Annotated in this window: 22 protein-coding genes and 2 tRNA genes; 13 read left to right on the plus strand and 11 right to left on the minus strand. The window is 56.7% G+C overall.

Annotated features, from left to right (window positions below):
- The first annotated feature begins 5 nt into the window (after positions 1-5).
- Together ACTHND_RS18625 and ACTHND_RS18630 are read left to right on the plus strand one after the other, a co-directional pair.
- The gene (locus ACTHND_RS18625) at positions 6-794 is read left to right on the plus strand and encodes a TatD family hydrolase (protein ID WP_440179455.1); all 789 of its coding nucleotides are present in this window, start codon (positions 6-8) and stop codon (positions 792-794) included.
- A complete protein-coding gene (locus tag ACTHND_RS18630; protein WP_440179456.1) occupies positions 794-1,597 on the plus strand; it encodes an MBL fold metallo-hydrolase in 804 nt (267 codons plus the stop codon). Before ACTHND_RS18625 ends, ACTHND_RS18630 begins: the two co-directional genes overlap by 1 nt.
- Positions 1,598-1,605: 8 nt before the next feature.
- Here ACTHND_RS18630 and ACTHND_RS18635 read toward each other — a convergent pair whose 3' ends face one another.
- From ACTHND_RS18635 to clpX, 5 genes are all read right to left on the minus strand, one after another.
- The gene (locus ACTHND_RS18635) at positions 1,606-1,839 is read right to left on the minus strand and encodes a hypothetical protein (protein ID WP_440179457.1); all 234 of its coding nucleotides are present in this window, start codon (positions 1,837-1,839) and stop codon (positions 1,606-1,608) included.
- 584 nt (positions 1,840-2,423) lie between these two features.
- Positions 2,424-2,499, minus strand: a tRNA-Val gene (locus tag ACTHND_RS18640).
- A gap of 135 nt (positions 2,500-2,634) precedes the next feature.
- A complete protein-coding gene (locus tag ACTHND_RS18645; protein ID WP_090643021.1) occupies positions 2,635-2,910 on the minus strand; it encodes an HU family DNA-binding protein in 276 nt (91 codons plus the stop codon).
- Between the two features lie 398 nt (positions 2,911-3,308).
- Positions 3,309-5,717 carry an endopeptidase La gene (gene lon / locus ACTHND_RS18650; protein WP_440179458.1) on the minus strand — a complete coding sequence of 803 codons (2,409 nt, stop codon included), beginning with the start codon at positions 5,715-5,717 and terminating at the stop codon, positions 3,309-3,311.
- 277 nt (positions 5,718-5,994) lie between these two features.
- Positions 5,995-7,254 carry an ATP-dependent Clp protease ATP-binding subunit ClpX gene (gene clpX, locus ACTHND_RS18655; RefSeq protein ID WP_440179460.1) on the minus strand — a complete coding sequence of 420 codons (1,260 nt, stop codon included), beginning with the start codon at positions 7,252-7,254 and terminating at the stop codon, positions 5,995-5,997.
- A 339-nt stretch (positions 7,255-7,593) separates the two neighbouring features.
- On the opposite strand from clpX, the gene ACTHND_RS18660 reads away from it, so the two are divergent.
- Entirely contained in the window at positions 7,594-8,193 is a 600-nt protein-coding gene (locus tag ACTHND_RS18660; protein ID WP_440179461.1) for an HAD-IB family hydrolase, read from the plus strand.
- A gap of 59 nt (positions 8,194-8,252) precedes the next feature.
- Here ACTHND_RS18660 and ACTHND_RS18665 read toward each other — a convergent pair whose 3' ends face one another.
- The 4 genes from ACTHND_RS18665 to tig all read right to left on the minus strand — a co-directional run bounded on the left by ACTHND_RS18665 (position 8,253) and on the right by tig (position 11,302).
- A complete protein-coding gene (locus tag ACTHND_RS18665; RefSeq protein ID WP_090643012.1) occupies positions 8,253-8,885 on the minus strand; it encodes an ATP-dependent Clp protease proteolytic subunit in 633 nt (210 codons plus the stop codon).
- A gap of 136 nt (positions 8,886-9,021) precedes the next feature.
- Entirely contained in the window at positions 9,022-9,237 is a 216-nt protein-coding gene (locus ACTHND_RS18670) for a hypothetical protein (protein ID WP_440179462.1), read from the minus strand.
- 65 nt (positions 9,238-9,302) lie between these two features.
- A complete protein-coding gene (locus ACTHND_RS18675; RefSeq protein WP_440179463.1) occupies positions 9,303-9,824 on the minus strand; it encodes a DUF2059 domain-containing protein in 522 nt (173 codons plus the stop codon).
- Between the two features lie 134 nt (positions 9,825-9,958).
- Positions 9,959-11,302 carry a trigger factor gene (gene tig, locus ACTHND_RS18680; protein ID WP_440179464.1) on the minus strand — a complete coding sequence of 448 codons (1,344 nt, stop codon included), beginning with the start codon at positions 11,300-11,302 and terminating at the stop codon, positions 9,959-9,961.
- Positions 11,303-11,622: 320 nt separating this feature from the next.
- Here tig and ACTHND_RS18685 point away from each other — a divergent pair, with 320 nt between their 5' ends.
- Positions 11,623-12,693 (plus strand): type I restriction endonuclease, encoded by a 1,071-nt coding sequence (locus ACTHND_RS18685; protein ID WP_440179466.1) that lies wholly within the window; start codon positions 11,623-11,625, stop codon positions 12,691-12,693.
- A 111-nt stretch (positions 12,694-12,804) separates the two neighbouring features.
- Positions 12,805-13,563 carry a hypothetical protein gene (locus tag ACTHND_RS18690; protein ID WP_440179467.1) on the plus strand — a complete coding sequence of 253 codons (759 nt, stop codon included), beginning with the start codon at positions 12,805-12,807 and terminating at the stop codon, positions 13,561-13,563.
- Here the strand turns inward: ACTHND_RS18690 and ACTHND_RS18695 are convergent.
- Both ACTHND_RS18695 and ACTHND_RS18700 read right to left on the minus strand, forming a co-directional pair.
- On the minus strand, positions 13,560-14,798 hold the full coding sequence (locus tag ACTHND_RS18695) for a dicarboxylate/amino acid:cation symporter (RefSeq protein ID WP_440179468.1): 1,239 nt from the start codon (positions 14,796-14,798) through the stop codon (positions 13,560-13,562). The genes ACTHND_RS18690 and ACTHND_RS18695 overlap by 4 nt on opposite strands.
- A 93-nt stretch (positions 14,799-14,891) precedes the next feature.
- Positions 14,892-14,976, minus strand: a tRNA-Leu gene (locus ACTHND_RS18700).
- A gap of 439 nt (positions 14,977-15,415) precedes the next feature.
- On the opposite strand from ACTHND_RS18700, the gene ACTHND_RS18705 reads away from it, so the two are divergent.
- The 8 genes from ACTHND_RS18705 (at position 15,416) to ACTHND_RS18740 (ending at position 25,992) form a co-directional block, all read left to right on the plus strand.
- On the plus strand, positions 15,416-15,754 hold the full coding sequence (locus tag ACTHND_RS18705) for a P-II family nitrogen regulator (RefSeq protein WP_018080099.1): 339 nt from the start codon (positions 15,416-15,418) through the stop codon (positions 15,752-15,754).
- 60 nt (positions 15,755-15,814) lie between these two features.
- Entirely contained in the window at positions 15,815-17,221 is a 1,407-nt protein-coding gene (gene glnA / locus ACTHND_RS18710) for a type I glutamate--ammonia ligase (RefSeq protein WP_440179469.1), read from the plus strand.
- Between the two features lie 333 nt (positions 17,222-17,554).
- On the plus strand, positions 17,555-19,006 hold the full coding sequence (locus ACTHND_RS18715) for an ammonium transporter (protein WP_440179470.1): 1,452 nt from the start codon (positions 17,555-17,557) through the stop codon (positions 19,004-19,006).
- Between the two features lie 275 nt (positions 19,007-19,281).
- Positions 19,282-19,935 carry a TorF family putative porin gene (locus tag ACTHND_RS18720; protein WP_440179471.1) on the plus strand — a complete coding sequence of 218 codons (654 nt, stop codon included), beginning with the start codon at positions 19,282-19,284 and terminating at the stop codon, positions 19,933-19,935.
- 360 nt (positions 19,936-20,295) lie between these two features.
- Positions 20,296-20,943, plus strand: coding sequence for a TorF family putative porin (locus tag ACTHND_RS18725; RefSeq protein WP_440179472.1), 648 nt, complete (start codon positions 20,296-20,298; stop codon positions 20,941-20,943).
- Positions 20,944-21,068: 125 nt separating this feature from the next.
- The gene (gene parE, locus ACTHND_RS18730; RefSeq protein WP_440179473.1) at positions 21,069-23,135 is read left to right on the plus strand and encodes a DNA topoisomerase IV subunit B; all 2,067 of its coding nucleotides are present in this window, start codon (positions 21,069-21,071) and stop codon (positions 23,133-23,135) included.
- Positions 23,136-23,335: 200 nt separating this feature from the next.
- Positions 23,336-24,802, plus strand: coding sequence for a DEAD/DEAH box helicase (locus tag ACTHND_RS18735; protein WP_440179474.1), 1,467 nt, complete (start codon positions 23,336-23,338; stop codon positions 24,800-24,802).
- A 131-nt stretch (positions 24,803-24,933) separates the two neighbouring features.
- Entirely contained in the window at positions 24,934-25,992 is a 1,059-nt protein-coding gene (locus ACTHND_RS18740; protein WP_440179476.1) for a GGDEF domain-containing protein, read from the plus strand.
- The last annotated feature ends 49 nt before the right edge of the window (positions 25,993-26,041 follow it).

Raw genomic sequence — 26,041 nt, forward strand, 5'->3', positions numbered from 1 at the left:
CAGCAGTGACCGACTATCGTTATATAGATTCCCACGTCAATCTGCACGCGCCGCAGTTCGCCGAGGACCAAGCGGAGGTGATCGCACGTGCGCGTGCGGTGGGCGTGGATCTGATGGTCAATATCTGCGATCGCGTGTCCAATTTCGATGCCGTTTATAAGGTTGCCGCTGACCATGACGATATCTGGGCGACGGTTGGCACGCATCCGCACGAGGCGCGTGAAAATCCGGACCTGAGTGTGCAAACCTTGCTGGACCTGGCCGAGCGCCCGAAAGTGGTCGGTATCGGCGAATGCGGTCTTGATTTCCATTATGATTTCAGCCCGCGTGACATCCAGGCGCAGGTGTTTAGGGTCCATATCGCCGCCGCGCGTGAAAGCGGCCTGCCGCTGGTGGTCCATACACGCGAAGCCGATGACGTCATGGGGCAGATCCTGACGGAAGCCCATGCCGAGGGGCCGTTCAAGCTGCTGCTGCACTGCTATACCAGCGGCGCCGAACTGGCCAAAACCTGCGCGGAGATGGGTGCCTGGTTTTCCGTCTCCGGTATCGCCACCTTCAGGCAGGCCCAGGATGTGCGGGACATCATCAAAGACATGCCAGCCGACCGGATCATCATCGAAACCGATTGCCCTTACCTGGCGCCCATTCCTATGCGCGGTCGCCGCAATGAGCCGGCTTTCGTGACGCATGTCTATGATAAGCTGGGAGACATTCGCGGCTGGAGCCTGGACGAGGTGAGGGCGCGCACGCACGATGCCTTCTTCGGCCTGTTCGACCGGATACCACGCTGATGGTCAAAACCCTGACAGTGAGGATATTGGGATCGGGTTGCTCGACTGGCGTGCCGCGCGTCGATGGCTATTGGGGCGCCTGCGATCCGACGAACCCTAAAAACCGGCGTTCGCGTTGTTCGGCCTGGTTCGGTCTTTCGGATGGTGATGGCCTGACATCAGTGGTGATCGATACGGCACCGGATTTCCGCGACCAGATGATCCGGGCCGCCGTGCCGCACATCGACGCCATCCTGTGGACGCACGATCATGCCGACCAGACGCATGGCCTGGACGATATGCGCGCCTTTACCTTCGCCCGCGGTAGGCCGATCGACGGCTATATGGATGAAGCGACCTGTGCGACCCTGACACGGCGGTTTGGTTATATTTTTGAAGGCAATCTGGGTTATCCGCCGATATGCGAGCCGCGTCACTTGCCGGCGCACGGTCAGGCGTGGTCAATTTCGGGCGAGGGCGGTGATCTGCCGGTTATCACCTTCGATCAGGCTCACGGACCTATCCGGTCTGTTGGTTACCGAATAGGCGATATAGTCTATTCCAGTGATGTGTCGGACATGCCGGAAGAAAGCTTTGAGACCCTGCAGGGGCTGAAAGTATGGATAGTGGACGCCTTGCGTTACAAGCCCCATCCGACGCATTCCCATCTGGAGAAAACGCTGGAATGGATCGCGCGGGTCAGACCAGAGCGCGCCATACTTACCAACCTGCATCAGGATATGGATTATGAAGCGCTTAAGGCGATCCTGCCACCGGGTGTCGACCCCGCCTACGACCAGATGGAAGTTAAGGTTTCACTTTAAGTGAATGATCAGTCGTAATCGAGCGGAACGCCGCCATAATAGGTCATGCCGGTCTGATGAGGCTCGAACATAGCGCTGTCAGCCACAGCCAGACCAGTCAAAGCCAGAATAAGCACGCTGAAAAAGGCGAGGACGATCAGAAGATTTTGCGGCAGCGCCTGGACGTTACGATGCGCCTTGAGCGTCAGACGACCAAAATTGTCGGTAGTCGGTTCAAAGTGGGCTGTGATCGTGGTGGCCATGATAAGACTCCATACAAACGCAAAACTTAGCGCGGATCAGCGCTGGCAGAGTCAGGCTATTGGCTTGCAGATAAAGTGTATGTGTTTAAGGCTCGGCCGGCGCATAAGGATGGCATAAGGGCTTAAAGCGAAGTTCCATTATCCACGACGCTCATAATTTCCCATAATATTTATTATGCGATAAATGTATGTTAGCCGCCACTTTGAACCGAAGAACCTAAGGCCAGCCAACAATGACAGAAAACGGTATCCCTGAGTGTCCACAGAAATTCTGCTTCAACTTTGTCGAAGCTGGATCTAAATTCAACTCTGGTATCTCGGACAATTTGGATGATGCCTTGAAAAGCGCAAATGTGCTCGCTCTTTACGACAGATGCAGTTGGCCAGATTGTCGTCGCCGGACAAGAAATACCAGCAACTTGGACTTTTACGAGCCGTGCGAGCCGGAACTCGATAAAGCCGGATTAGCACATGACCATTTCAAGGAATTGTAACAAGCGCCACGCCCTGATTGGCTCTGCCTGACCAGATCAGATAGAAATCATGCGGGGCGTCCGGCGTAACATTCCTGATGCTGGAAAGCCTGGTGGGCGATGACGGGATCGAACCGCCGACCTACTCGGTGTAAACGAGCCGCTCTGCCAGCTGAGCTAATCGCCCCTTCCAGGAAGCGCCCGATGTGCCAAGCCTGCCCCCATAAGTCAAGAGGCGTTTCCGTATCCGATGATTTAATTCACCAAATACGAAAACGCCTCTCAAATATCGAGCGAACGGCCCAGCAAGGGACCGCAGGATTTAGCCGTTCAGGGCGCCCTTGAGGCCCTCACCGACGCGGAAGCGCGCCGTGACCGAAGCCGGACGCTGCACGGTTTCGCCGGTGCGCGGATTGCGAGCGGTGCCGGCTTCTCGCTTGACGGCGAGGAAGGTGCCGAAGCCCACGAGGCGCACATCGTCATTCTTCTTCAGGGCGGCCACAACACTGTCGGTGAAAGCGTCGAGCGCCTTCTTGGCTTGATCCTTGGTCAGACCGGCCTGATCGGCGATGGCGGCCACGAGTTCAGCTTTCGTCATAAATCTCTCTCCCTTACCCGTCTTGGGGTCAGTTGCTAAGCTTACCCTCTAACGCTGCCGGCTCAAACCGTGAGTCGTTAACGGGTGAAGCCGATAGAGACTACAAAAACGTACGGCCGTCAAAGCAATAAATGCCGTTTATTGCGGTGCAAACCGTGTTTTTTAAAGGGTTTGAGCGTTTTCACGCCCTTTTGAAGACCTATCCCCAGCCTGTGGGAGGAAATGAAACCAGGCAGTACTGTTTTTTCGCGGAAGTTTACGCAAATGCCTTGTGGATAAGGGAACTGATTCTTTCGGCATCGACGTCCCCTGCCCTGCGCAAATCGGCTTATCCCGATCAAGAGAAAACCCTGCCGACAGGTGCCGGCAGGGCGTCTTTTCAGGCTCGTGAGTGGTCGTCAATGCGCCGTGGCGGCATCCGTATCATCCGCCGGTGTAACCGAGGCGGCGGCGATCACCGGCTCAATCCATTCCACCGGGGTCAGTGGCTTGGTCAGCGCGTGCTTGAGCGCCTCTTCCACCAGAGACACCGGAATGATCTCCAGGCCGGATTTCACATTGGCCGGCAGATCGATCAGATCCTTCTCGTTTTCCTTTGGGATCAGCACGGTCTTGATTCCGGAGCGTAGGGCCGCCAGCAGTTTTTCCTTCAGGCCACCGATTGGCAGGACACGGCCACGCAGGGTGATTTCCCCCGTCATGGCCAGATCCTTGCGCACCGGGATTCCCGTCAGGACAGACACCATGGCCACCGCCATGGCGACACCGGCCGACGGACCATCCTTGGGTGTGGCGCCTTCCGGAACGTGGACGTGGACATCGGTCTTGTCGAAGACCGGCGGCAGGATGCCGAACTTCGGCGCCAGCGCCTTGACGTAGGAATTGGCCGCCGAAACGGATTCCTTCATAACGTCTTTCAAATTGCCAGTGACCTTCATCAGGCCCTTGCCCGGCATCTTGATGGCTTCGATGGTGAGGATATCACCGCCGAATTCCGTCCAGGCGAGGCCGGTGACGATGCCGACCTGATCGACCTCGTCCGTGGCGCCATAGTGGAACTTCTTGACGCCGGCATATTTGGCGAGACGTTCGTCATCGATGGTGATCGATGCGACCTTCTCACCATTTTCCGTTTTTCTGGCCAGGTCACGGATGGTCTTGCGCGCCAGGTTACCCAGTTCACGCTCCAGCGAGCGAACGCCAGCCTCACGCGTATAGTAGCGGATGATGTCGCGGATCGCCGCTTCCGGCACTACGAACTCTTCCGCCGTCAGGCCATGTTCCTTCATCAGGTTCGGCAGGACGTGACGTTTGGCGATCTCGACCTTTTCATCTTCGGTATAGCCGGGGATGCGGATGATCTCCATCCGGTCGAGCAGCGGCTGCGGCATGTTCAGGCTGTTGGCCGTAGTGACGAACATGATCTTGGAGAGGTCATAATCGACTTCAAGATAGTGATCGGCGAAGGTCGAGTTCTGCGCCGGATCAAGCACTTCAAGCAGGGCCGAAGCGGGATCGCCGCGCCAGTCATTGCCCATCTTGTCGATTTCATCGAGCAGGAAGAAGGCATTGGTGGACTTCACCTTCTTCATGTTCTGAATGATCTTGCCCGGCATGGAACCGATATAGGTCCGGCGGTGACCGCGGATTTCCGATTCATCGCGCACTCCGCCTAGCGAAATGCGCACGAATTCACGGCCCGTGGCCTTGGCGATCGACTTGCCAAGCGAAGTCTTGCCAACGCCCGGAGGGCCAACGAGACACAGGATCGGGCCTTTCAGCGTGCCCATGCGCGCCTGTACGGCCAGGTGTTCAAGGATGCGTTCCTTGACCTTTTCCAGGCCATAGTGATCGGCTTCAAGGATATCCTCGGCCTTTTGCAGGTCGATGGCCTTCGGCTTGGCGGCGCCCCAAGGGATCGACAGCAACCAGTCAAGATAGTTGCGAACAACCGTGCTTTCGGCCGACATCGGGCTCATATGGCGCAGCTTGTTCAGCTCGGCCATAGCCTTGGTGCGGGCTTCCTTGGAAAGCTTGGTGGCCTTGATCTTCTTTTCGAGATCGGCCAGTTCGTCCTTGCCCTCGTCCTGTTCGCCGAGTTCGCGCTGAATGGCCTTCATCTGCTCATTCAGGTAATATTCGCGCTGGGTCTTCTCCATCTGGCGCTTGACGCGCGAGCGGATCTTCTTCTCAACCTGAAGGACCGAGATTTCGCCTTCCATCAGCGCATAGATTTTTTCCAGTCGCTTGCTGACCGAAAGCTGCTCCAGCAAGGCCTGCTTGTCCTGGATCTTGACGACCAGATGAGCGGCTATGGAATCGGCGAGGATATCAGCGTCGGTGATTTCGGCGATGGCGTTGAGCGATTCCGGCGGAATCTTCTTGTTGAGCTTGATATAGTTTTCGAACTGCTCGGCCACGGCGCGTTGCAGTGCTTCAGCATCCGGCCCTTCGGCCAGTTGCGCCTCCAGCGGATAAGCCTCGGCTTCATAATAGGCATCGGTCGAGACGAAGCGCTTGATGCGCGCACGGGTCTTGCCCTCGACCAGCACCTTCACTGTGCCGTCTGGCAGTTTCAGCAATTGCAGCACATTGGCCAGCACGCCGATTTCATAGATGGCGTCCACATCGGGATCGTCATCACCGGAATTTTTTTGCGTGGCGAGCAGGATCTGCTTGTCGCCCTTCATGACCTCGTCCAGCGCCTGCACGGATTTCTCACGGCCGACAAACAAGGGCACGACCATGTGCGGGAACACCACGATATCGCGCAATGGCAGCACAGGGATGGTCAATACATCTAGCATGGGTACTCCTTCACAGACTCAATGCCGCCGGATGCCGTAGTCTAAACCCCAGGCTCTCATGCTCAACCGAGTCTTAAAATAAAACGCGTCATTTGCGGGAATATGCGGGGGATAAGTCCCCTCGCCGCCCCGATCAGGCGCCTTGAAGTAAATGTGGGATAGATTGTGAAAGATTCAAGGCGGGCACAAGACCATGCACCCGATAGTGCGAATGATAAACGAAAAGCGCGGCTCCGTTTCAGGAACCGCGCTTTTGATTGCATATTGAAAGTGAGCTTTAAGCGGCCCCACCGCTGCGCTTTTCAGCGTAGATCAGCAGCGGTTGAGCACGCTCTTCGATGACTTCACCATTGATGACCACTTCTTCGACCCCCTGCATGGTCGGCAGTTCGTACATGGTCTCCAGAAGGATGCCTTCGAGGATAGACCGCAGACCGCGAGCGCCGGTCTTGCGCTGGATGGCGCGGCGGGCGACGCCCAGCAGGGCCTCTTCGGTGAAGTTCAGCGTGACGTTTTCCATCTCGAACAGGCGCTGATACTGCTTGATCAGGGCGTTCTTCGGCTCGGTCAGGATCTTGACCAGGGTCACCTCGTCCAGGTCTTCCAATGTTGCCAGAACCGGCAGACGGCCGATGAATTCAGGAATCAGGCCGAACTTCATCAGGTCATCCGGCTCAACATTGCGCAGGATTTCGCCGGTGCGGCGATCTTCCGGATCTTTCACCGAAGCGCCGAAACCGATCGAGGTGCCCTTGCCGCGGCCGGAAATGATCTTTTCCAGGCCGGCGAAGGCGCCGCCGCAGATGAACAGGATGTTGGTTGTATCCACCTGTAGGAATTCCTGCTGCGGATGCTTGCGGCCACCCTGCGGCGGCACGGAGGCGACCGTGCCTTCCATGATCTTCAGCAGCGCCTGCTGGACACCCTCGCCCGACACGTCGCGGGTGATCGAGGGGTTGTCGCTCTTGCGCGAAATCTTGTCGACTTCGTCGATATAGACGATACCGCGCTGGGCGCGCTCGACGTTATAATCAGCCGCCTGAAGCAGCTTCAGGATGATGTTTTCGACGTCTTCCCCCACATAACCGGCTTCGGTCAGGGTGGTGGCGTCGGCCATGGTGAACGGCACGTCGATGATGCGGGCCAGGGTCTGGGCCAGCAGGGTCTTGCCGGAACCGGTCGGGCCGATCAGCATGATGTTCGACTTGGCCAGTTCGACATCAATGCCCATCTCGGCGTGGTAGAGGCGCATGTAGTGGTTGTGAACCGCGACCGACAGAACCTTCTTCGCCTGGCTCTGACCGATGACATAGTCATCGAGGACTTCGCGGATTTCCTTCGGCGTCGGCACGCCGTCCTTCGATTTCACGAAGGCGATCTTGTGCTCTTCGCGGATAATGTCCATGCACAGCTCAACGCATTCATCGCAGATAAACACGGTGGGGCCGGCAATAAGTTTGCGCACTTCATGCTGGCTCTTTCCGCAGAAAGAACAATAAAGAGTGCTTTTGCTGTCGCCCGTCGCGGCTTTGGTCATATGCTTCTTCACCTCAAGTGGCCGGCGCTGAACGACTCGCATAACATGAGTCGCCGGCCCAAATTACAGGGTATCCTATAGCCGTAGCCCTTAACAAAGGCTGATTTTGGCACAGATACCCCTTATATCCAACGTATCGATACGTATTTATGCACAGTTTAGACCACGCCTCAACCGGCCAACACCCGCTACGTCTCGCTTAACTATCTTTATATGGGATAAGAGATAGATATTGAAAGCCGTGCGGGCTGTCTTTGAAAGTTTTTACCGTTCATGTTGAAAAAAATCGCAGGAAAAACCGCAGGTTCCGCAAAGCGCGGCGCAAAGGCCACGCCCGATGTGAAAAAAATAATCGCCTTCGATTTTGACGGCACCCTGACTTGCAAGGACAGTTTTATCGCCTTCCTGCAAGCCACCAAAGGCAACTTGCAAATAGCAAGTGCCCTTGCCTTCAGGCCGAATATGCTGATCGACTACGTGAAGACGAAGGATCGCGGCGCCCTGAAAGCACGCTTATTATACAGCCTGTTGGGTGATATATCTCAAAGAGAGCTTGAAATTCTGGTCAAGGCATTCGTCACCAAAACCGGCAAGAGCCTGTTTCGGCCCGATGCCCTGGCCGCCTGGCAAGAGCATGACCAACCGGATCGCCTGCGCGTTATCGTCACCGCCTCGCCGGAGCTGCTGGTCGGTCCCTTCGGGCGGCTGATCGGTGCTGACCGGGTTATCGGCACACGGTTGAAATTCTCCGAACGCGGGACATTGCTGCCTGAATTGACCGGGCTGAACTGTCGGGGTGAGGAAAAGATGTCGCGCCTGCGCGAAGCCTTTGGCGAGGCGCTCGATCTGGAGGCCGCCTATGGCGATACCGCGGGCGATACCGAAATGCTGGCGGCGGCGCATCAGGGGCACTATCGCGTTTTCAAACAAAAACCCTGAACGAAAGCGGGCGCCCGGATCGCTCCGGACGCCCGCTTGCATTTCAAAAGCCGTAAGACTTACGACGCTTCCTTTTCGGCATCGGCACGCTTTTCATACACATGGTCGATCAGGCCGAATTCCTTGGCTTCCTCGGCCGTCATGTAACGGTCGCGGTCGAGGGTCTTTTCGATGGTGTCGTAGGATTGACCCGTATGCTTGACGTAGATTTCATTGAGCAGCTTCTTGGTCTTGCGCATGTCCTCGGCCTGGATCTCGATATCCGAAGCCATACCGCGCGCGCCGCCCGAAGGCTGGTGAACCATGATCTTCGAGTTCGGCAGCGAAATACGCTGACCGGCCTCACCGGCCTGCAGGATCAGCGAACCGGCCGAAGCGGCCATGCCCATGCACACGGTTGAAACCGGCGACTTGATGTATTGCATCGTGTCATAGATCGCCAGGGCGGAGGTCACCTGACCGCCGGGCGAATTGATGTACATCGAGATTTCCTTCTTCGGGTTTTCCGACTCAAGGAACAGGAGCTGGGCGCAGATCAGGCTGGCCATGCCGTCTTCAAACGGACCGGTCAGGAAGATGATGCGTTCTTTCAGCATACGCGAGAAGATGTCGTAGGAACGCTCTCCCCGGCTGGATTGCTCGACGACCATGGGCACAAGGTTCATGGTCAGGTGGTCTACGGGGTCGCGCATCACGAATCCTTATCTGGAATAAATATCGAAGCTGACCGCAGATATAGGGCTAAAGTTCTTAACCGTAAGTGGATGCGTCCCAGCCAGGACCCAACTTGGCAATTTACCCACAGGATTTCAAGTGGCGATTAGCGGCTCAAGGCTGGCTGTGCGGCGCCTTGCTATCCCTGCCCGTCTCGTCCACGCCCTGCCCCTGCCTGTGCGGGCGCCCGGACTGCGATTTAGGCAGTCGCCCCTCCTGGATGTTATCGTCTTCGGCCGGATCATCGCGTTGGGAGCGATGGGCCGTATCCGTTGGCGCCGCGCGCTTATCGGCGCCGGGCTTGTTTGTGGCTTGCTTGGCTGTCGACATGCTCTCCTCCTGTTTCGGAAAGACAGCATGCCTCAGCCGGGCATCAAAATTCAAAGCGGATTATATCAGGCCGGTTTATCGGTCTTTTTCGCCGAGCAGTCGATTTTGGCACACAGGCGCTTTTGCACATCAGCCTGGAAGTCGGGCATCAGGGCCATGACGGTCGGCATGAGTTTTTGCGACGCTTCCGGCACCTTGGCCATGATCGATTGCCCAACAGGTGTTTCATAGAACTCATCCATCTTTGTGAGCTCCTCGATCGTGAAGATATCAGCATAAACCGGTATCGAGGCGTCGGTCATCTTCTTAATGAAATCGCCTGTGCTTTCCGTAATGGCGTCGGTCGCCGCTTTGAATTCCGTATCGGTCAGTTCCGGATGCGACTTGCGGACCTGGGCCATCATGGCCGGCGTTATCTGGTTGACGATTCCCGTCATCATCTGTTCGAAATGAATAGCGTTGAAATACCGCTTCACCAGAGCGACTTTTTCCGCGGATGGCGCCGGTTCGGCTGTCTGGGCCTGGCAGATGGCCGGCATGGCAACGAGCATGGCGCCGCTTACGAGCGCGATAAGTGTCTTACGCATGGAAGTTCCCCCCTAAAGCCGGCTGAGTCCGGCGCGGTATCTTTATCTCACAGATTTCGCGCCTGACCAGAGGCAAAGCACAAAAAAAGAGGCCCCTTGCGGAGCCTCTTTCAATTCACTTTCAAAGAAAAAGCTTAGGCTTCTTCCTCTTCCTTCAGCAGGTCTTCCTTGCTGATTGGGGTGTCGGTGACCTTGGCCAGCGAGAAGATCAGGTCGCAGACCTTTTCTTCGTAGATCGGTGCGCGGATCTGGGCGGCCGCACCGGGGTTCTTGGTGTAGAACTCGAATACCTGGCGCTCCTGGCCCGGATAGTTGCGGGCTTCCTGCATGATCGCCTGGTTGACTTCCTGGTCGGTGACCTGGACGTTCTGGCGGGTGCCGATTTCGGCGAGCACGAGACCTAGGCGCACGCGGCGCTCGGCGATCTTCATGTACTCGTCCTTCAACTCCTGCTCGGACTTGCCGGCATCTTCCTCGGCGAGTTGGCCATTGGCCTTGTCCTGCTCGACCTGTTGCCAGATGCCGTTGAATTCGGCTTCCAGCATACGCTTCGGCAGTTCGAAGCTATGCTTTTCGTCAAGCACGTCCAGCAGGGCGCGTTTCATCTTGAAGCGCGACGCCTGGCCGTACTGCTGTTGCAGTTGCGTCTTCAGAATGTCCTTCAGGGCTTGCAGGCTTTCCAGACCGAGACTCTTGGCCAGTTCGTCATCGGCTTCGCCTTCTTTCGGCGCCAGGATGTCCTGAACGGTGGTCTCGAAGGTCGCGGCCTTGCCAGCCAGGTTCTTCGCGCCATAGTTTTCAGGGAAAGTGACGTTGAGCGTCTTGGTCTCGCCCTTCCTGGTGCCGATCAGTTGTTCTTCAAAGCCCGGAATGAACTGGCCCGAACCGATGATCAGTTCTGCGCCTTCGGCCGAACCGCCTTCAAAGACTTCATCACCCAGCTTGCCGACGAAATCGATGATCAGCTTGTCGCCGTCAGCCGCCTTGACCGACTTGCCGGTCTTGGCTTCGTACTGCTTCGAGCCGGCGACAACGGTCTTCAGGGCCTCATCGATATCAGCGTCGGTCGGCTCATAGACCGGGCGGGTCAGTTCGATTGAGGCCGGTTCGATCGGCGTGAAAATCGGCATCATTTCGACGGCAATTTCATAGGCCAGGTCTGACTTGCCGTCGATGACGCCTTCGATGTCGCCGATCGGCTTCAGTTCGGGCTGGCTGGCGGGGCGGATATTGGCATCCTTCATCGCCTGCTCGGTCGTGGCGTTCAGGGTTTCCTGAATGATTTCGCCCATCAGTTCCTTGCCGTACATCTTGCGGACGTGGGCCTGCGGCACCTTGCCCGGACGGAAGCCCTTGATGTTCATCTTGGGGGTGATTTCCGCGATCTTAGCGTCCAGCTTTTGTGTCAGATCGCCCCTGGCGATGGTGACTTCGAGGACGCGGCTCAGGCCTTCATTCAGTTTTTCAACGACTTGCATCGATCAGTTACCTTATGCCGGTTTGGCCCCTGACCTCGCGTCAGGCCCGCACGGGCGGTTAATAATAGCGACAAAGCGCCCCTGCGAAGGCACGGGCGCCAAAAGATGTGCCCTTATGGCATGATTGCGGGCGAGGTCAACGTTTATGTCGGGGGAAAAGGCAGCCAGAATAGAAATTTCAGCGCCACAAAGCTCAAACTACAACAACTATTATGGCTAAAGGCAAATCCAGGTGCTTCATAAACGCTATTGGCGAACTCACTCCCCCTTTAATTGCATTTGTGTTGTGATAAGCTCACCAAAATTACGGGAGGGTCAAAATGGAATTTTCCGACAAGCTGAACAATCTGTCTGCCAAAATCAGACAGCAAATGCTGGTTATAAAAACTGAAGAAGCTACTAAAACGGCCTTTGTCTTGCCTTTTATTAATACGGTCCTGGGCTATGATGTTTTCGACCCTTCGGAGGTCGTTCCTGAATTCATCTGTGACATCGGCACAAAAAAGGGCGAGAAAATTGATTACGCCGTCATGAAGGACGGCAACGTTCAAATGCTTTTTGAATGCAAGAAAATAGGTGAAGCTCTAAACCTAAATCACGCGTCCCAGCTCTTTCGCTATTTCCACGTCACCAATGCCCGCATAGGAATTTTGACAAACGGTCAAAGGTACAAATTTTTTACCGATCTTGATAACAAGAACAAGATGGATGAAAAGCCCTTTCTGGAATTAGATCTCTTGGAAATAGATGACAACATTATATCCGAGTTATCGAAGTTGACGAAAGATGCGTTTGATATAGATTCAATAGTAAATGCCGCGGGAGAACTGAAATATATCGGACAAATAAAAAAAATTATAGCCAATCAATTCTCGAATCCTGACGAAGACCTTGTGAAATTTTTCACTCAGAGGGTTTACGATGGAATCAACACACAGAAAATTAGAGACCAATTTTCAATTCTCACAAAGAAAGCGATGGCTCAATTTTTGAATGACCAGATAAATGATCGTCTAAAAACAGCCTTATCCGGTAACACCGTGCATATACCTTCCACCATAAACTACTCTTCAGTAGCACCAACCGCTGAAATCGAGAACGACGGCATTGTGACAACTGAAGAAGAAATGGAAGGTTACCACATTGTCAAAGCTATTTCCCGTAGTGTCGTTGATGGAAAGCGCATCTTTAGTCGTGATGCCAAGTCTTATTTTGCCATTCTTCTCGATGACAACAATCGAAAGCCGATTGTTCGACTTCATTTCAATAGCAAGAAAAAGCAGATTAGTTTGTTTGACGGCGAAAAAAATGAAGTCAAATATGAAATCGCTGAATTGGACGACATTTACCAATATGCCGATCAAATTCTAACGACGTTGCGAAGTTACTAAATATCGGGAAGCTTAGTTCTCTTTTTACATACCGCTTTTTGAGTTTTTATGTGCGCAGATTTCGGCTTCGTAAGTGGAGACATATCTGTGCACAAAATTGCTTCATCTGTCTTGATCATAGCAGTCACCCTCGGCGCCTGCGAACCCGTGCCCCCGCCACAACGTGCCGAAGGCATCGACCCCACCTTCGAGGGATCAGAACAGGAAAAGCGCACCATGGCTGTGGAGACGGCGCTGATAGACGCCAATCCCGGCCTGGCCCTGCGCAACGACCGCGAACTGACGATCTTTCACAAGGGCGAAGCCGTCACCACCTATACGAATGATCCAAAGGGCTGCCAGCGCTACTTCCTGACCGGGGTGATGAAGCTGCGCGGCAAGGATGGAGAGCTATACCCGGTGGCCGGCGTTACCTGCCATTTCGCCAACTCGGAAAACACCTATCTGGTCCTGCCCAACAGCGACAAATATGTCGTCCGCGAGGAAGCTTCCGCCTCGCCGGACGGACGCGTGCTGGCCTCAGGGTTCGACCGCGCTGACCTGACACAAGGTTCGCTCACCCTCGCCGACTGGCCACATATCCGCGATGTGGTGATATTTCCCGCCCACTGCACCGGCATGGTCTGGCAGGACGCGACGCATTTTACCGCCACCTGCTGGCACAATGAAGGGCCTAACGGTTCAAATCCCTATGACAGCTTTGCCTATTATTTTAAGGCGGATATCGGAAAGGACACCGCTGGTAAATGGCAGATGCAGGCGACTCAGTGGGTGGACCGCGACAGCCTGGCGCCCAGAAATCTGAACAAGCCGCTTTATCATTTCACGGCCGCGCCACCGCCGGAACCCCACTTCGACAAGAGCACTTAAAGCTTTAACGGCTCTTCGACATCAAGCTGCTTTTCCCACTTGGCAATGACGGCAGAGGCGACGCTGTTGCCCAGCACATTGGTGGCCGAACGCCCCATATCGAGCAGGTGATCGACGCCCAGCACCAGCGCAATCCATTCTGCCGGCAGGCCGAAATAGGCCAGGGTCGCCATGATGACCACCAGCGAGGCGCGCGGCACACCGGCAATGCCTTTAGAGGTGATGAGCAGCAGGAACAGCATCATGATGATCTGCGCCGTGGTGAAATGCACGCCATAGGCCTGGGCGATGAACAGGGTAGCGAAAGTGCAGTAGATCATCGAACCGTCGAGATTGAACGAATAGCCAAGCGGCAGGACGAACGATACGATCTTGCGTGAAATCCCGACTGTGGGGAGGCCGGCCAGCAATTTGGGATAAGCGGCCTCGGAGCTGGCGGTCGAAAAAGCCAGAAGGGTCGGTTCGCGGATAACGCCCAAGACCCGCAGCATCCGGCCACCGAGGAACAGGAAGCCAATCACGATCAGCAACGCCCACAGAACGCCCATGGCGCCGTAAAATCCCGCCATGAACTTGGCGTAGGTAACGAGGATCGGTAACCCCTGCTCACTGACCGTCTTGGCCAAAGCGCCAAAAATGGCGAAGGGGGCGAATTTCATGACGATCTCGGTCACCTTCAGCATGATGGCCGAGGCTTCTTCCGCCAGTTCCATGACGCGCGGCGACTTCTTTTCCAGCATGGATATGGCCGTGCCGACGAACACCGCGAAGATGACGATTTGCAGGATTTCATTATCGGCCATCGCCTTGATGATCGAGGACGGGATCAGGTGCTCGATAAACTTCTCTATGGTGAAGCCTTCGGTCGATGGCACCTTGATCGCTTCACCGGCGACCTGGAGGCTCATGCCGACGCCGGGCTTCAGCCACTCGACCATCAGAATACCGTTAACCAGAGACACGATCGACATCAGCAGAAACCAGGCGAGCGCCTTTATCCCCACACGCCCGACGGACGCCGCGTCCTCCATATGACCGATGCCGGCGATAAGGGTGAACAAGACCAGGGGCGCGATGATCATCTTGATCAGGGTGATGAAAATCTTGGTCAGCAGCCCGAATATCATGGTCGCGGTCGCCAGGTTTTCGGCGGCCAGATATTCGTGGCTGGCCCAGCCGGCGCCTACGCCGGCGATCATGGCAAAAAGGATGAACAACGCGAATTTCGACTTCATGCACGGCCCCTGAACGGTATCAGGCGCCGACACTAGCCGAGGCACGGGCGTTGCGCCACCCCTGTTTCAATTTCAACAAATTTCAGAAATGGCTGGTGCGGATGAGAGGACTCGAACCTCCACGCCTTGCAGCGCTGGAACCTAAACCCAGTGCGTCTACCAGTTCCGCCACATCCGCATGTGCCATTCATTCCCGGACGCCAGAGGACGCAGGTCCGAGGGGGCGCTGTCTGACCCAAAGCGCAGCCCCAGTCAAGTGTCATGAAACTGAATCACGAAGCCTGTAATGCTGCGCCGCGTCAATTCAGACGGCCGAACAGCGATTTTTGCATCTGCAATGCGCCAAAATAATTGCAATGGAAACGTATTTTCGCCGATTTAGGGGACGGCCTGCCGAGTCGGGTAAATTTTCTCTTTATAAGCGCGCAAATCGCGCTAAAACGCATTTTCCTTTTGAATTCCCCGCCGTCAGCCGCTAAAGGCTGCGGCACCCGCCGTTCACGCATCGTAAGCAAGTTTTACAGCCATGTGAGATCGCTCGCCGGAAATGAGCTTGCATTCTTGCGCAATGCAAACAAGTTACGGGGCTGAACGGTCTACAGTTTTATGGATAGCTCATGAAAAAGATAGAAGCCGTCATCAAACCCTTTAAGCTCGACGAAGTGAAGGAAGCCCTTCAGGAAATCGGCGTACAAGGCATGACCGTGCTGGAGGCCAAGGGATATGGCCGCCAGAAAGGCCACTCGGAACTTTACCGCGGGGCCGAATACGTTGTTGATTTTCTGCCGAAGATCAAGATCGAACTGGTTGTTGCCGACGACCTCGCGCCCGCTGCCCTGGAAGCCATCCAGACGGCGGCCCGCACGGGCAAGATTGGTGACGGCAAGATTTTTGTGAGCGATGTCCTCGACGTCGTCCGCATCAGAACCGGAGAGTCCGGGCCGCAGGCGGTTTAACCACCGTCGGCGTTTCGCCTCTCCCACACTTTAAATTACAGGCTTAATGGGGCGTCAAATATGACATCTGCAGACATTCTCAAGCTCATCAAGGAAAAGGACGTCAAGTATGTCGACGTGCGTTTCACCGATGTGCGCGGCAAAATGCAACACGTAACCTTCGACATCGACCTCGTCGACGAAGATTTCCTCGATGACGGCACCATGTTCGATGGTTCCTCGATCGCCGGCTGGAAAGCGATCAACGAATCCGACATGAAGCTGCGCCCCGACCTGAACACGGCCTATATCGACCCGTTCTATCAGCAGACCACCCTCTTCATGTTCTGCGACGTTGTAAATCCGGACACCAACGAGCCTTACAACCGTGACCCGCGCTCGATCGCCAAGAAGGCCCTGGCCTATACGCAGTCGGCCGGCGTCGGTGACACGGTCTATTTTGGCCCGGAAGCCGAATTCTTCATGTTCGACGACGTCCGCTGGTCGATCACGCCGGACAACACCGGCTACGCCTTCGACTCGACCGAACTGCCGCACAACTCGGCCAAGGTCTATCCGGAAGGTAATATGGGCCATCGCCCTGGGCCCAAGGGCGGCTACTTCCCCGTCAACCCGGTCGATTCGGCGCAGGACATCCGCGGCGAAATGCTGTCGATCATGGGCGAACTGGGCATGGAACCGGAAAAGCACCACCACGAAGTGGCGCCGGCTCAGCACGAGCTTGGCCTGAAGTTCTCGGACATGCTGACCATGGCCGACCGCACCCAGCTCTACAAGTACGTCGTCCAGAACGTCGCCCATGCCTACGGCAAGTCGGTGACCTTCATGGCCAAGCCGATGTTCGGCGATAACGGTTCGGGTATGCACGTTCACCAGTCGATCTGGAAGGACGGCAAGCCGCTCTTCGCCGGTGACAAATATGCCGGCCTGTCGGACCTCTGCCTGTGGTACATCGGCGGCATCATCAAGCACGCCAAGGCGATCAACGCCTTCTCGAACTCGACGACCAACAGCTACAAGCGCCTTGTTCCGGGTTATGAAGCCCCGGTCAAGCTGGCCTATTCGGCCCGCAACCGTTCCGCCTCGATCCGTATTCCGTGGGTGTCGTCGCCGAAGGGCAAGCGCCTGGAAGCCCGCTTCCCGGATCCGATGGGCAACCCCTACCTGACCTTCACCGCCCTGCTGATGGCCGGTCTTGACGGTATCGAAAACCGCCTCGATCCCGGCGCACCGGCTGACAAGAACCTGTATGATCTGCCGCCCCAAGAGCAAAAGAACATCCCGGAAGTCTGCGGCAGCCTGCGTGAAGCCCTGGAAAACCTCGACAAGGATCGCGCCTTCCTCAAGAAGGGCGGCGTGATGGACGACGATTTCATCGACTCCTACATCGAACTGAAGATGGAAGAAGTAATGAACCTCGAACTGCGTCCGCACCCGATCGAATTCGAGATGTATTACAAGTGCTAATCTGAATTTCCTGTCTCAGGACATGAATTTCACAACAGGCCGTCCCGTAATGGGGCGGCCTGTTTCCTTTGCGCCGCACAATTGAAACGGCAAGGCCGAGATCGGATTGTATTGTACTACATTTTATAGTTTCATATGATATCATTATAATTGCAAATGAAACCGGATAAAAACTCTTTGTTTTCACGCTATTTAGCTGCATTTCGACACATAAATGACGCAAGGCGGCACATGCGCCCCCTTCTCCCCCGATCCGCTCCATAAAGCACTTGCGATAGTTTGCAGTCACGGCACTGTGAGCAGGTGCAATATCCGCTATCCAAGGGGGATACTTTGAAAACGTGGATCAAACTCTCGAAAGTCATCGCCGCGGCGGCGACTCTTCTGCTGGCGGCACCCGTCGCCAGTTTCGCTCTGGCTCAGGAGTCGGCTGCGGCCTCTGCTGAAGCCGTAACCTCCGAAGCGGCCTCCGCTGCGGAATCAACCGCTGCTTCGGAAGCGGCCTCTGAAGCCGCTCCGGCGCCGCCCCTGCTGGCGTCACAAAAAGAACTCGCCATCGACAAGGCGGACACCACCTACCTCATCTTCTCCACCGCCATGGTGCTGATGATGACCCTTCCCGGCCTTGCCTTGTTCTACGGCGGCATGGTTCGCCGCAAGAACGTCATCGCCACCGTCACCCAGTCGGTCAGTGTCACGGCCGTTGTCGCGGTCCTGTGGTATGTTGTCGGCTACAGCATGTCGTTCGGCACGGCCACTGATCTGTTTGGTTTCAGCGGCGAACTGCTTAACAAGTATTTCGGCGGCTTCGATACGGCCATGCTCAACCATGTCACGCCGAATACGGCCTACATGGCCACGGCGGCGGTGCCGGAATATACCTGGATTTCCTACCAGATGACCTTCGCCATCATCACGCCCGCCCTGATCACGGGCGCGTTTGCTGAGCGCGTCAAGTTCTCTGGCCTGATCCTGTTCATGGCCCTGTGGTCGATCCTGGTCTATGCCCCTATCTGTCACATGGTCTGGGGCGGTGGTTTCCTCGGCACCCTGGGCGTCAAGGACTTCGCCGGTGGCGCGGTCGTTCACGTCAACGCCGGTGTCGCTGGCCTCGTCGCGGCCCTCTTCCTCGGCCGCCGCAAGGGCTACGGCACGGAATCGATGCCTGCCAACAATCCGATCTTCGTCCTGATCGGCGCCTCGCTGCTGTTCGTCGGCTGGATTGGCTTCAATGCCGGTTCGGAATGGGCGGGCGATTCGGTTGCTTCGGTGGCCCTGCTCAACACCCTGCTGGCCACCTGCGCCGCCGGCCTGACCTGGAAGGTCGTCGAATGGATCTTCCGCGGCAAGCCGTCGCTGATCGGCATCCTGTCCGGCCTGGTTGCCGGCCTGGTCGCCATCACCCCGGCCTGCGGTTTCGTCAACCCGACGGGCGCCATGATCATCGGTGCGGTCGCCGGTCCGGTCTGCTACGTCTCGGCCACATGGATGAAGAAGCTGCTCGGCTATGACGACTCCCTCGACGCTTTCGGCATCCATGGTGCCGGCGGTTTCCTGGGTGCCATCCTGACGGGCCTGTTTGCCGACACCACGGTAAACTCCCTCGCTGAAGGCGCCACGGTCGTGAAGCAGTTGATCGGCCTGGGCGTCACCATCGGCTGGTCCGCCATTGGCACTCTCGTTATCCTGATCATCTGCAAGTTCACGACGGGTCTCCGCGTGACGGCCGACCAGGAAGAAGCCGGCCTTGATGCCTCGCTTCACGACGAAGTCATGGATCACTAAGCTACTATCTTTAATCAGTTGCACAAATGAGACGGAGCGCCCCTTCACGGAGCGCTCCGTTTTTTACCCACAGCTTTGTTATTATTAATCTTTCCGCCGCTTTTCGGCCGCATTTAATGCAAATATGCCACAGACATGTGTTTTGTAATCACAGGTGTTGGAGTGGCTGTCATAAAAATGTAATCTGATTCCGCGCCGCAATATTCCAATATAAACTGGCGCGGGAAACGCTTCGGATGGGGTTTGGCACACAAACTCAATCTGAGGACACAATAATGAAAAACATGCTCCTGGCCGCTACGGCCATCGCCGCTGCCGTCATCGCCGGCTCGGCTTCCGCCACTGAATTCGCTGGCGGCACTCTCAGCTATAACGTTGCCGCCACCAGCGATTACGTTTTCCGCGGCGTCAGCCAGACGGCAGGCGATCCGGCGATCCAGGGCGGTATCGATTATTCGCACGGCCTGTTCTACGCCGGTGCCTGGGCGTCGAATGTCGATTTCGCCGATTACGAACTCGATCTCTATGCCGGCATCAAGCCGGTCTACAAGGATTTCACCTTCGATCTGGGCGCCATCTATTACAACTACAATGACGATACCCTTGATTCGACCGAACTGAAGGCCGCCGTCAGCCACCCGTTCTACAAGGGCACCATCGGCGCCGCTTATTTCTATAACACCGATGTCGACGACACCGAGTATTATGAAATCAACGGTTCGTATCCGCTGACCAGCAAGCTCAGCGTTTCGGGCGCCGTTGGCGAACAAAAGACCGGTGGTTTCAAGTACACGACCGAAAACCTTGGCCTGACCTACGCCATCACCCCGGTCTTCTCGGTCGATGTTCGCGCGTCCGACACCAACATTCCGGAAGTGATCAAGCCGTCGGCGGCCCGTCTCGCCGTCACGCTTAAGGCTGCTTTCTAAGCTGGTAACAGAGGGCCGCGTTTCAGGATGCGGCCCTCACCTTTTGCACCGCGATACGGTTGCCTTTGCTACTATATGATTTATTTGACTTTTTGATTTCATAATTATGACGATCGCCGCCGCAGCAAATAAAACTGGCTGAAAATCAATGTCATCAGGCGTGGTTTCAAGTACGACCAGGATGCATTAAGCCATTGAAACAAACGTGGTAAATATACATCAAAGCGTTGCTAAATGACATTGGGGGACTTTGCTCGCCCTAAAAACTTGCTACATTAACTTCGGTTTTACCGTCACACACCAAATCCTCCTGAGCCGGCCATTACGAACCGGCGCCAACCACTGAACTGGGATATGATCATGAAAAAGACTCTTGTCGCCGCTGTTGCCATCAGCGCACTTTTCGCCGGCGGGGCTGCAATGGCTCAAGACGATGCCGGTCACCTGAGCTATAATATCGCTGTGACCAGCAACTATGTCTGGCGCGGCGTCACCCAAACCGACAACAATGCGGCCCTGCAAGGCGGCATCGACTACTCGAAGGGCATCTTCTATGCCGGCGCCTGGGCCTCCAACGTTGACTTCCCTTACGGCGACGGCAATGCCGATACCGAACTCGACCTGTATATGGGCCTGACCCCTTCGGCCGGCAATTTCAACTTCGACTTCGGCGTAATTGCCTACACCTACCCGTCCTCCGGCGGTGACGTGATCAGCGAGCTTAAGGCCGCTGTCAACCATCCGATGGGCAAGGGTACGATCGGCGCCGCCATGTACCTCGACACCGACGGGCTGGAAGATCCATATTACGAAGTCAACGCCTCGTACCCGCTGACCGACAAGTGGTCGGTTTCGGGCGCTCTGGGCAATTACGAGTTGTATGGCTACACCACCAAGAATATCGGTGTCACCTACGCCATCAACGACACCCTGGGTCTTGACCTGCGCTGGGCCGACGCGTCGAAGCAGCCTTCGACCTTCGCCGCCACCATCAAGGCGTCGTTCTAAAATTCTAAGCCTGACCAAGGGCAAAGAAATAGCTGGCCGCGAACCTCCGGGTTCGCGGCCTTTTTTATTGTGGGTTGCTTATTGCCTCTTTATGAATGAGGACCGAATCACCCCATGTTAGAGTTATGACGTCCAATATCCCGCAATCCTCGCTTTTTGGGGATGAGCCTGAAAAGCCCGCCTCGCCTTCACCGGAAGCCCCCGCGCCCGCTGCCCGAACCACGCCTGCGCCCGCCAAACCGCACGCGCCGGTCACGGTAGATCCCGGCTACGGCGCCTCAAGCATCGAGGTGCTAGAAGGTCTGGAGCCTGTCCGCAAGCGCCCTGGCATGTATATCGGCGGCACGGATGAAAAAGCGCTTCACCACCTCTTTGCCGAGGTGCTTGATAACGCCATGGACGAGGCAGTCGCCGGTCACGCCAAGGCGATCTGGGTGGAACTGGACAAGGACGGGTACTTAAGCGTCCGTGACGACGGTCGGGGCATTCCGGTTGATCCGCACCCGAAATATCCCGGCAAATCGGCGCTCGAAGTCGTCCTGACCATGCTGCATTCCGGCGGCAAGTTCTCCGGCAAGGCGTATGAAACCTCCGGCGGCCTGCATGGCGTCGGCATTTCGGTGGTCAATGCCCTGTCAGAAAAACTGGAAGTGACTGTCTGGCGCGATGGCTACGAGTGGCAGCAGAACTTCTCCAAGGGCCATAAGCTGACCGATGTCATCCAGGTCGGCCCATCAAAGAAGAAGGGCACGCTGGAGCGGTTCCTGCCTGATCCTGAAATCTTCGGCCCTGAGGCCCGCTTCAAGCCGGCGCGCGTGTACCGCATGGCCAAGGCCAAGGCGTACCTCTTCCGCGGCGTGCAGATTTTCTGGAAATGCGCACCCGAACTGATCCACGACCAGACCCCGGCCGAGGACAAGTTTTACTTCCCGAACGGCCTGGCGGATTATCTCGCCGAACGTGTCAAGGATACCGAAACCCTGGGGGATATTTTCTCTGGGCGCGTCGAGCGCAAAGGCGAGGCCGGCGCGGTCGAGTGGGCCGTGGTGTGGTCCGGCGCCGGTTTCGGCGAGCATGATGGCTTCTGCCAGAGCTATTGTAACACTATCCCGACGCCCGATGGCGGTACGCACGAAGCGGGCCTGCGTGCCGCCCTTACCCGGTCGCTGAAGGCTTACGCCGAAATGACCGGCGACAAGCGTGGTGGCCTGATTACGGCCGAAGACGTCGCGGCTCAGGCAGGCATCGTCATTTCGGTCTTTATCCGCAATCCGGAGTTCCAGGGCCAGACCAAGGACCGCCTGTCGTCCAGCGATGCCCAGCGCCTGGTGGAGAAGGCCCTGGCTGATCCGTTCGATCACTGGCTCACCTCATCCCCCAAGCAGGCCGACCGCATCCTGCAATTTATCGTTGAGCGCGCCGAGGAGCGTCTGAAGCGACGCAAGGACAAGGAAGTGGCGCGGGCCTCCGCCACGCGCAAGCTGCGCCTGCCGGGCAAGCTGGCCGACTGTGCGCGTCAGGATGCCGTGGGCACTGAACTCTTTATTGTCGAAGGTGATTCGGCTGGTGGCTCGGCCAAGCAGGGCCGCAACCGCAATACCCAGGCCATCCTGCCCCTGCGCGGCAAGATCCTGAACGTGGCGTCGGCAACTGGCGAAAAAGCCCGCGCCAATGTGGAACTATCGGATCTCGGCCTGGCGCTCGGTGTTCAGCCTGGCGCCCGTTTCAAGGAAGAGGATCTGCGTTATGAGCGGGTCATCATCATGACCGATGCCGATGTTGACGGCGCTCACATCGCCAGCCTGCTGATCACCTATTTCTACCGGACCATGCCCAACATGATCCGTAACGGCAATCTCTTCCTGGCCATGCCGCCGCTGTATCGCATCAGCCATGGCAAGGAGACGCATTACGCCAAGGACGACGCCCATCGTGCCGAAATCCTGGCAAAGCATTTCAAGGGTAAGAAACCGGAAATCGGCCGCTTCAAGGGTCTGGGTGAAATGATGCCGGCCCAGCTCAAGGAAACCACCATGGACCCCAAGACGCGGACGCTGGCCCGCGTTACCCTGCCCCATGATGAGGAAGATGTCGAAGATCTGGTCGAGACCCTGATGGGGCGCAAGCCGGAACTGCGCTTCCGTTACATCCAGGATCACGCCGAGTTCGTCGCCGACGACCTGGATGTTTAAAAAAGCCTGTTAATTACTGTAAATTCTGGTATCAGACACGCGCGAGCCGAAATATCCGGTTCGCGCGTGTCTGGGCCTGAGCCTTGCTCCGGTTTCGCAGCCACCGGCCGCCCATCCTTTGCGCCAAGATCGGCGCGCCGCATTCCCAGCCCCGTAAGATCGCTTGCCCGGATGGAAATGCATTCCATTCAAAGAGTGTCATGACGAAATTTTCCGATCTGGGCCTGAGCGAACAGGTCCTCAAGGCTGTTGCCGAAACCGGCTACGATACCCCTACCCCTATCCAGGGACAGGCTATTCCGGTGGCCATGACCGGCCTCGATGTCCTTGGAATCGCCCAGACCGGCACCGGCAAGACCGCCGCCTTTACCCTGCCGATGATCGAAAAGCTGGCCGCTGGCCGCTCCCGTGCCCGTATGCCGCGCGCCATTGTGCTGGAACCGACCCGCGAGCTGGCAGACCAGGTCGCCGAAGCCTTCGAGAAATACGCCAAGTACCACAAACTCAACTGGGCGCTTCTGATCGGCGGCGTCTCCATGGCCGACCAGGTGGCCAAGCTCGACAAAGGCGTTGATGTGCTGATCGCCACGCCGGGCCGCCTGCTCGATCTGTTCGAACGCTCCAAGGTTATGCTCAATGGCGTCACCATGATGGTGGTCGATGAAGCCGACCGGATGCTCGACATGGGCTTCATTCCCGACATCGAGCGTATTTTCAAGCTGACGCCGCCGACGCGCCAGACCCTGTTCTTCTCGGCTACCATGCCGCCGGAAATTACCCGCCTGACCGAAGCCTTCCTGAAAAATCCGGTCCGCATAGAGGTGTCCCGCCCGGCCACGACCAACGAAAACATCACCCAGTACGTCCTGCGCGTGCCGCATAAGGATGTAAAAGCCAAGCGGATCGCCCTGCGCGCCCTGCTCAAGACACTGGATATCCAGAACGGGATCGTATTCTGCAACCGCAAGACCGATGTCGATATCGTCGCCAAGTCCCTGAGCGTTCACGGTTTTAACGCGGCGCCGATCCATGGCGACCTGGACCAGTCGCTGCGTATGAAGACGCTCGACGCCTTCCGCAAGGGCGAACTGACCCTGCTGGTGGCTTCGGATGTCGCCGCCCGCGGCCTGGATATTCCCGCGGTGGGGCATGTCTTCAACTTTGATGCCCCAATACACGCCGACGATTATGTCCACCGGATCGGCCGTACCGGCCGCGCCGGCCGGACAGGCGAAACCTACCTGCTGCTGTCGCCGCACGACGAGAAAAATTACGACAAGGTCGTCAAGCTCATCAAGAAAGAGCCGGCCAATCTTGAGCTTGATGTCGATTATTCGGCACTCAGCGATGCGCCGCGCGATGGCTCACGGCAACCTCGACGCGAATCAGGCAAAACCAGGGGTAGGCCGCAGCGTGATCACATGCCCCGCGAACGCTCAGCTCCGCAATCCGCCTCCGTCGAGCCGGTTAAGGCAGAAAAAAAGCCGATTTCCGAAGAAATAATTTCGGCGCCGGATGTACAGGAGGCACGGCCCGCCAAGGCTGCGCGCCGCACGGGCAAGAAAGAAAAAACCGAAGAAAAATCAAAGGCCAAGTCATCAAATGAAACGCCCTTTGGTGATCACATGCCGGCCTTTTTAATGCGGGCTACGCCTCTGAAGGACTAAATTTTACAGCATTTGCCTTCCGGCTGTTAACCGCCTGTCAGAGAAGTTCGTTTAAGGTGTCGATGCGTCCCGAAGAATCAGGTCGCACGAGACCGCCAGGGAAGGTCCCTGAAAGGGGGCCAGAAGAACGAATGAACAACGACATAGAGATCAGCGTAAGAAGTCCTGCCGCCTATGCCCTAGCCGGTGAAGCCTTGCGCCTGATGCAGGATCACGGCGTTTGGCCGACCCCGCTCAACTATGAGATCTGGCTTTATGTCGCCGGCGATCCGGAATGCCCCCTGGCGCAGGAAATCCAGCGGCTGGTCGCCGCCGGAGAAACCATTACCGAGGATATTTCTGAAAGCCTGGCCAGCAAGTTCATTGCCCGCCTGAAGCTGAATGATGAAGTGCGCGACGCCGGCCTGAAGCTGACCCGAGAACTGGCGTCCATCACCGAAGTCATTGTCGAAGCCCAGCAGGCGCAGAAGACCTATGGCGAAACCCTGGAAGGCGCCCGCAAGTCGATGAGCGAGGTTGAGGCCGTCGCGCTCAGGAGCCTGATCGACAGCCTGGCGGAAGCCACCACAACCGTTCTCGATCACCATTCACTGCTGGAAGGCCGTCTCACGGAATCCTCGCGCGAAGTCAATCGTCTCCGCAAGCATCTGGATCAGGTGCGCATGGAGGCCATGACCGACGCACTGACCAACCTGGCCAATCGCAAGTCATTCGACGAAGCTTTGGATCGTCACTGCGAAAACGACGATATTTCCAGCCCGCTGACCCTGGCCGTTATCGATATCGATCACTTCAAGCGTTTCAACGATACCTGGGGCCACCAGACCGGCGACCAGGTTCTGCGTTATGTTGCCTCGGTCCTGGCGCGTATTGGCCGTCCGCCACGCTTGGCCGCTCGTTACGGTGGCGAGGAATTCGGCCTGCTCTTCCCTGGTGAAACCTGTGATACGGTCGAGCGCTTGCTTAACGAAGCGCGTACCGAAATCGCTTCGCGCGTGTTGAAGCGCCGCTCTACCAACGAAGACCTGGGCACGGTCACCATCTCCGCCGGCATCGCTCAGCGCGAATATGCCGAGGATTCCTTCGACCTGCTCGATCGGGCCGACAAGGCGCTCTATACGTCCAAAAATAACGGTCGCAACAAGGTGACCATTGCCGAGTCACTCAAAACGGATTCCAACGCAGCCTAAGCCTGCCCTGAATTCCGATTGACAACATCACTTGAACAATGTTCAAGTG

This window comes from Asticcacaulis sp., from assembly GCF_051954415.1.
Taxonomy (GTDB): domain Bacteria; phylum Pseudomonadota; class Alphaproteobacteria; order Caulobacterales; family Caulobacteraceae; genus Asticcacaulis.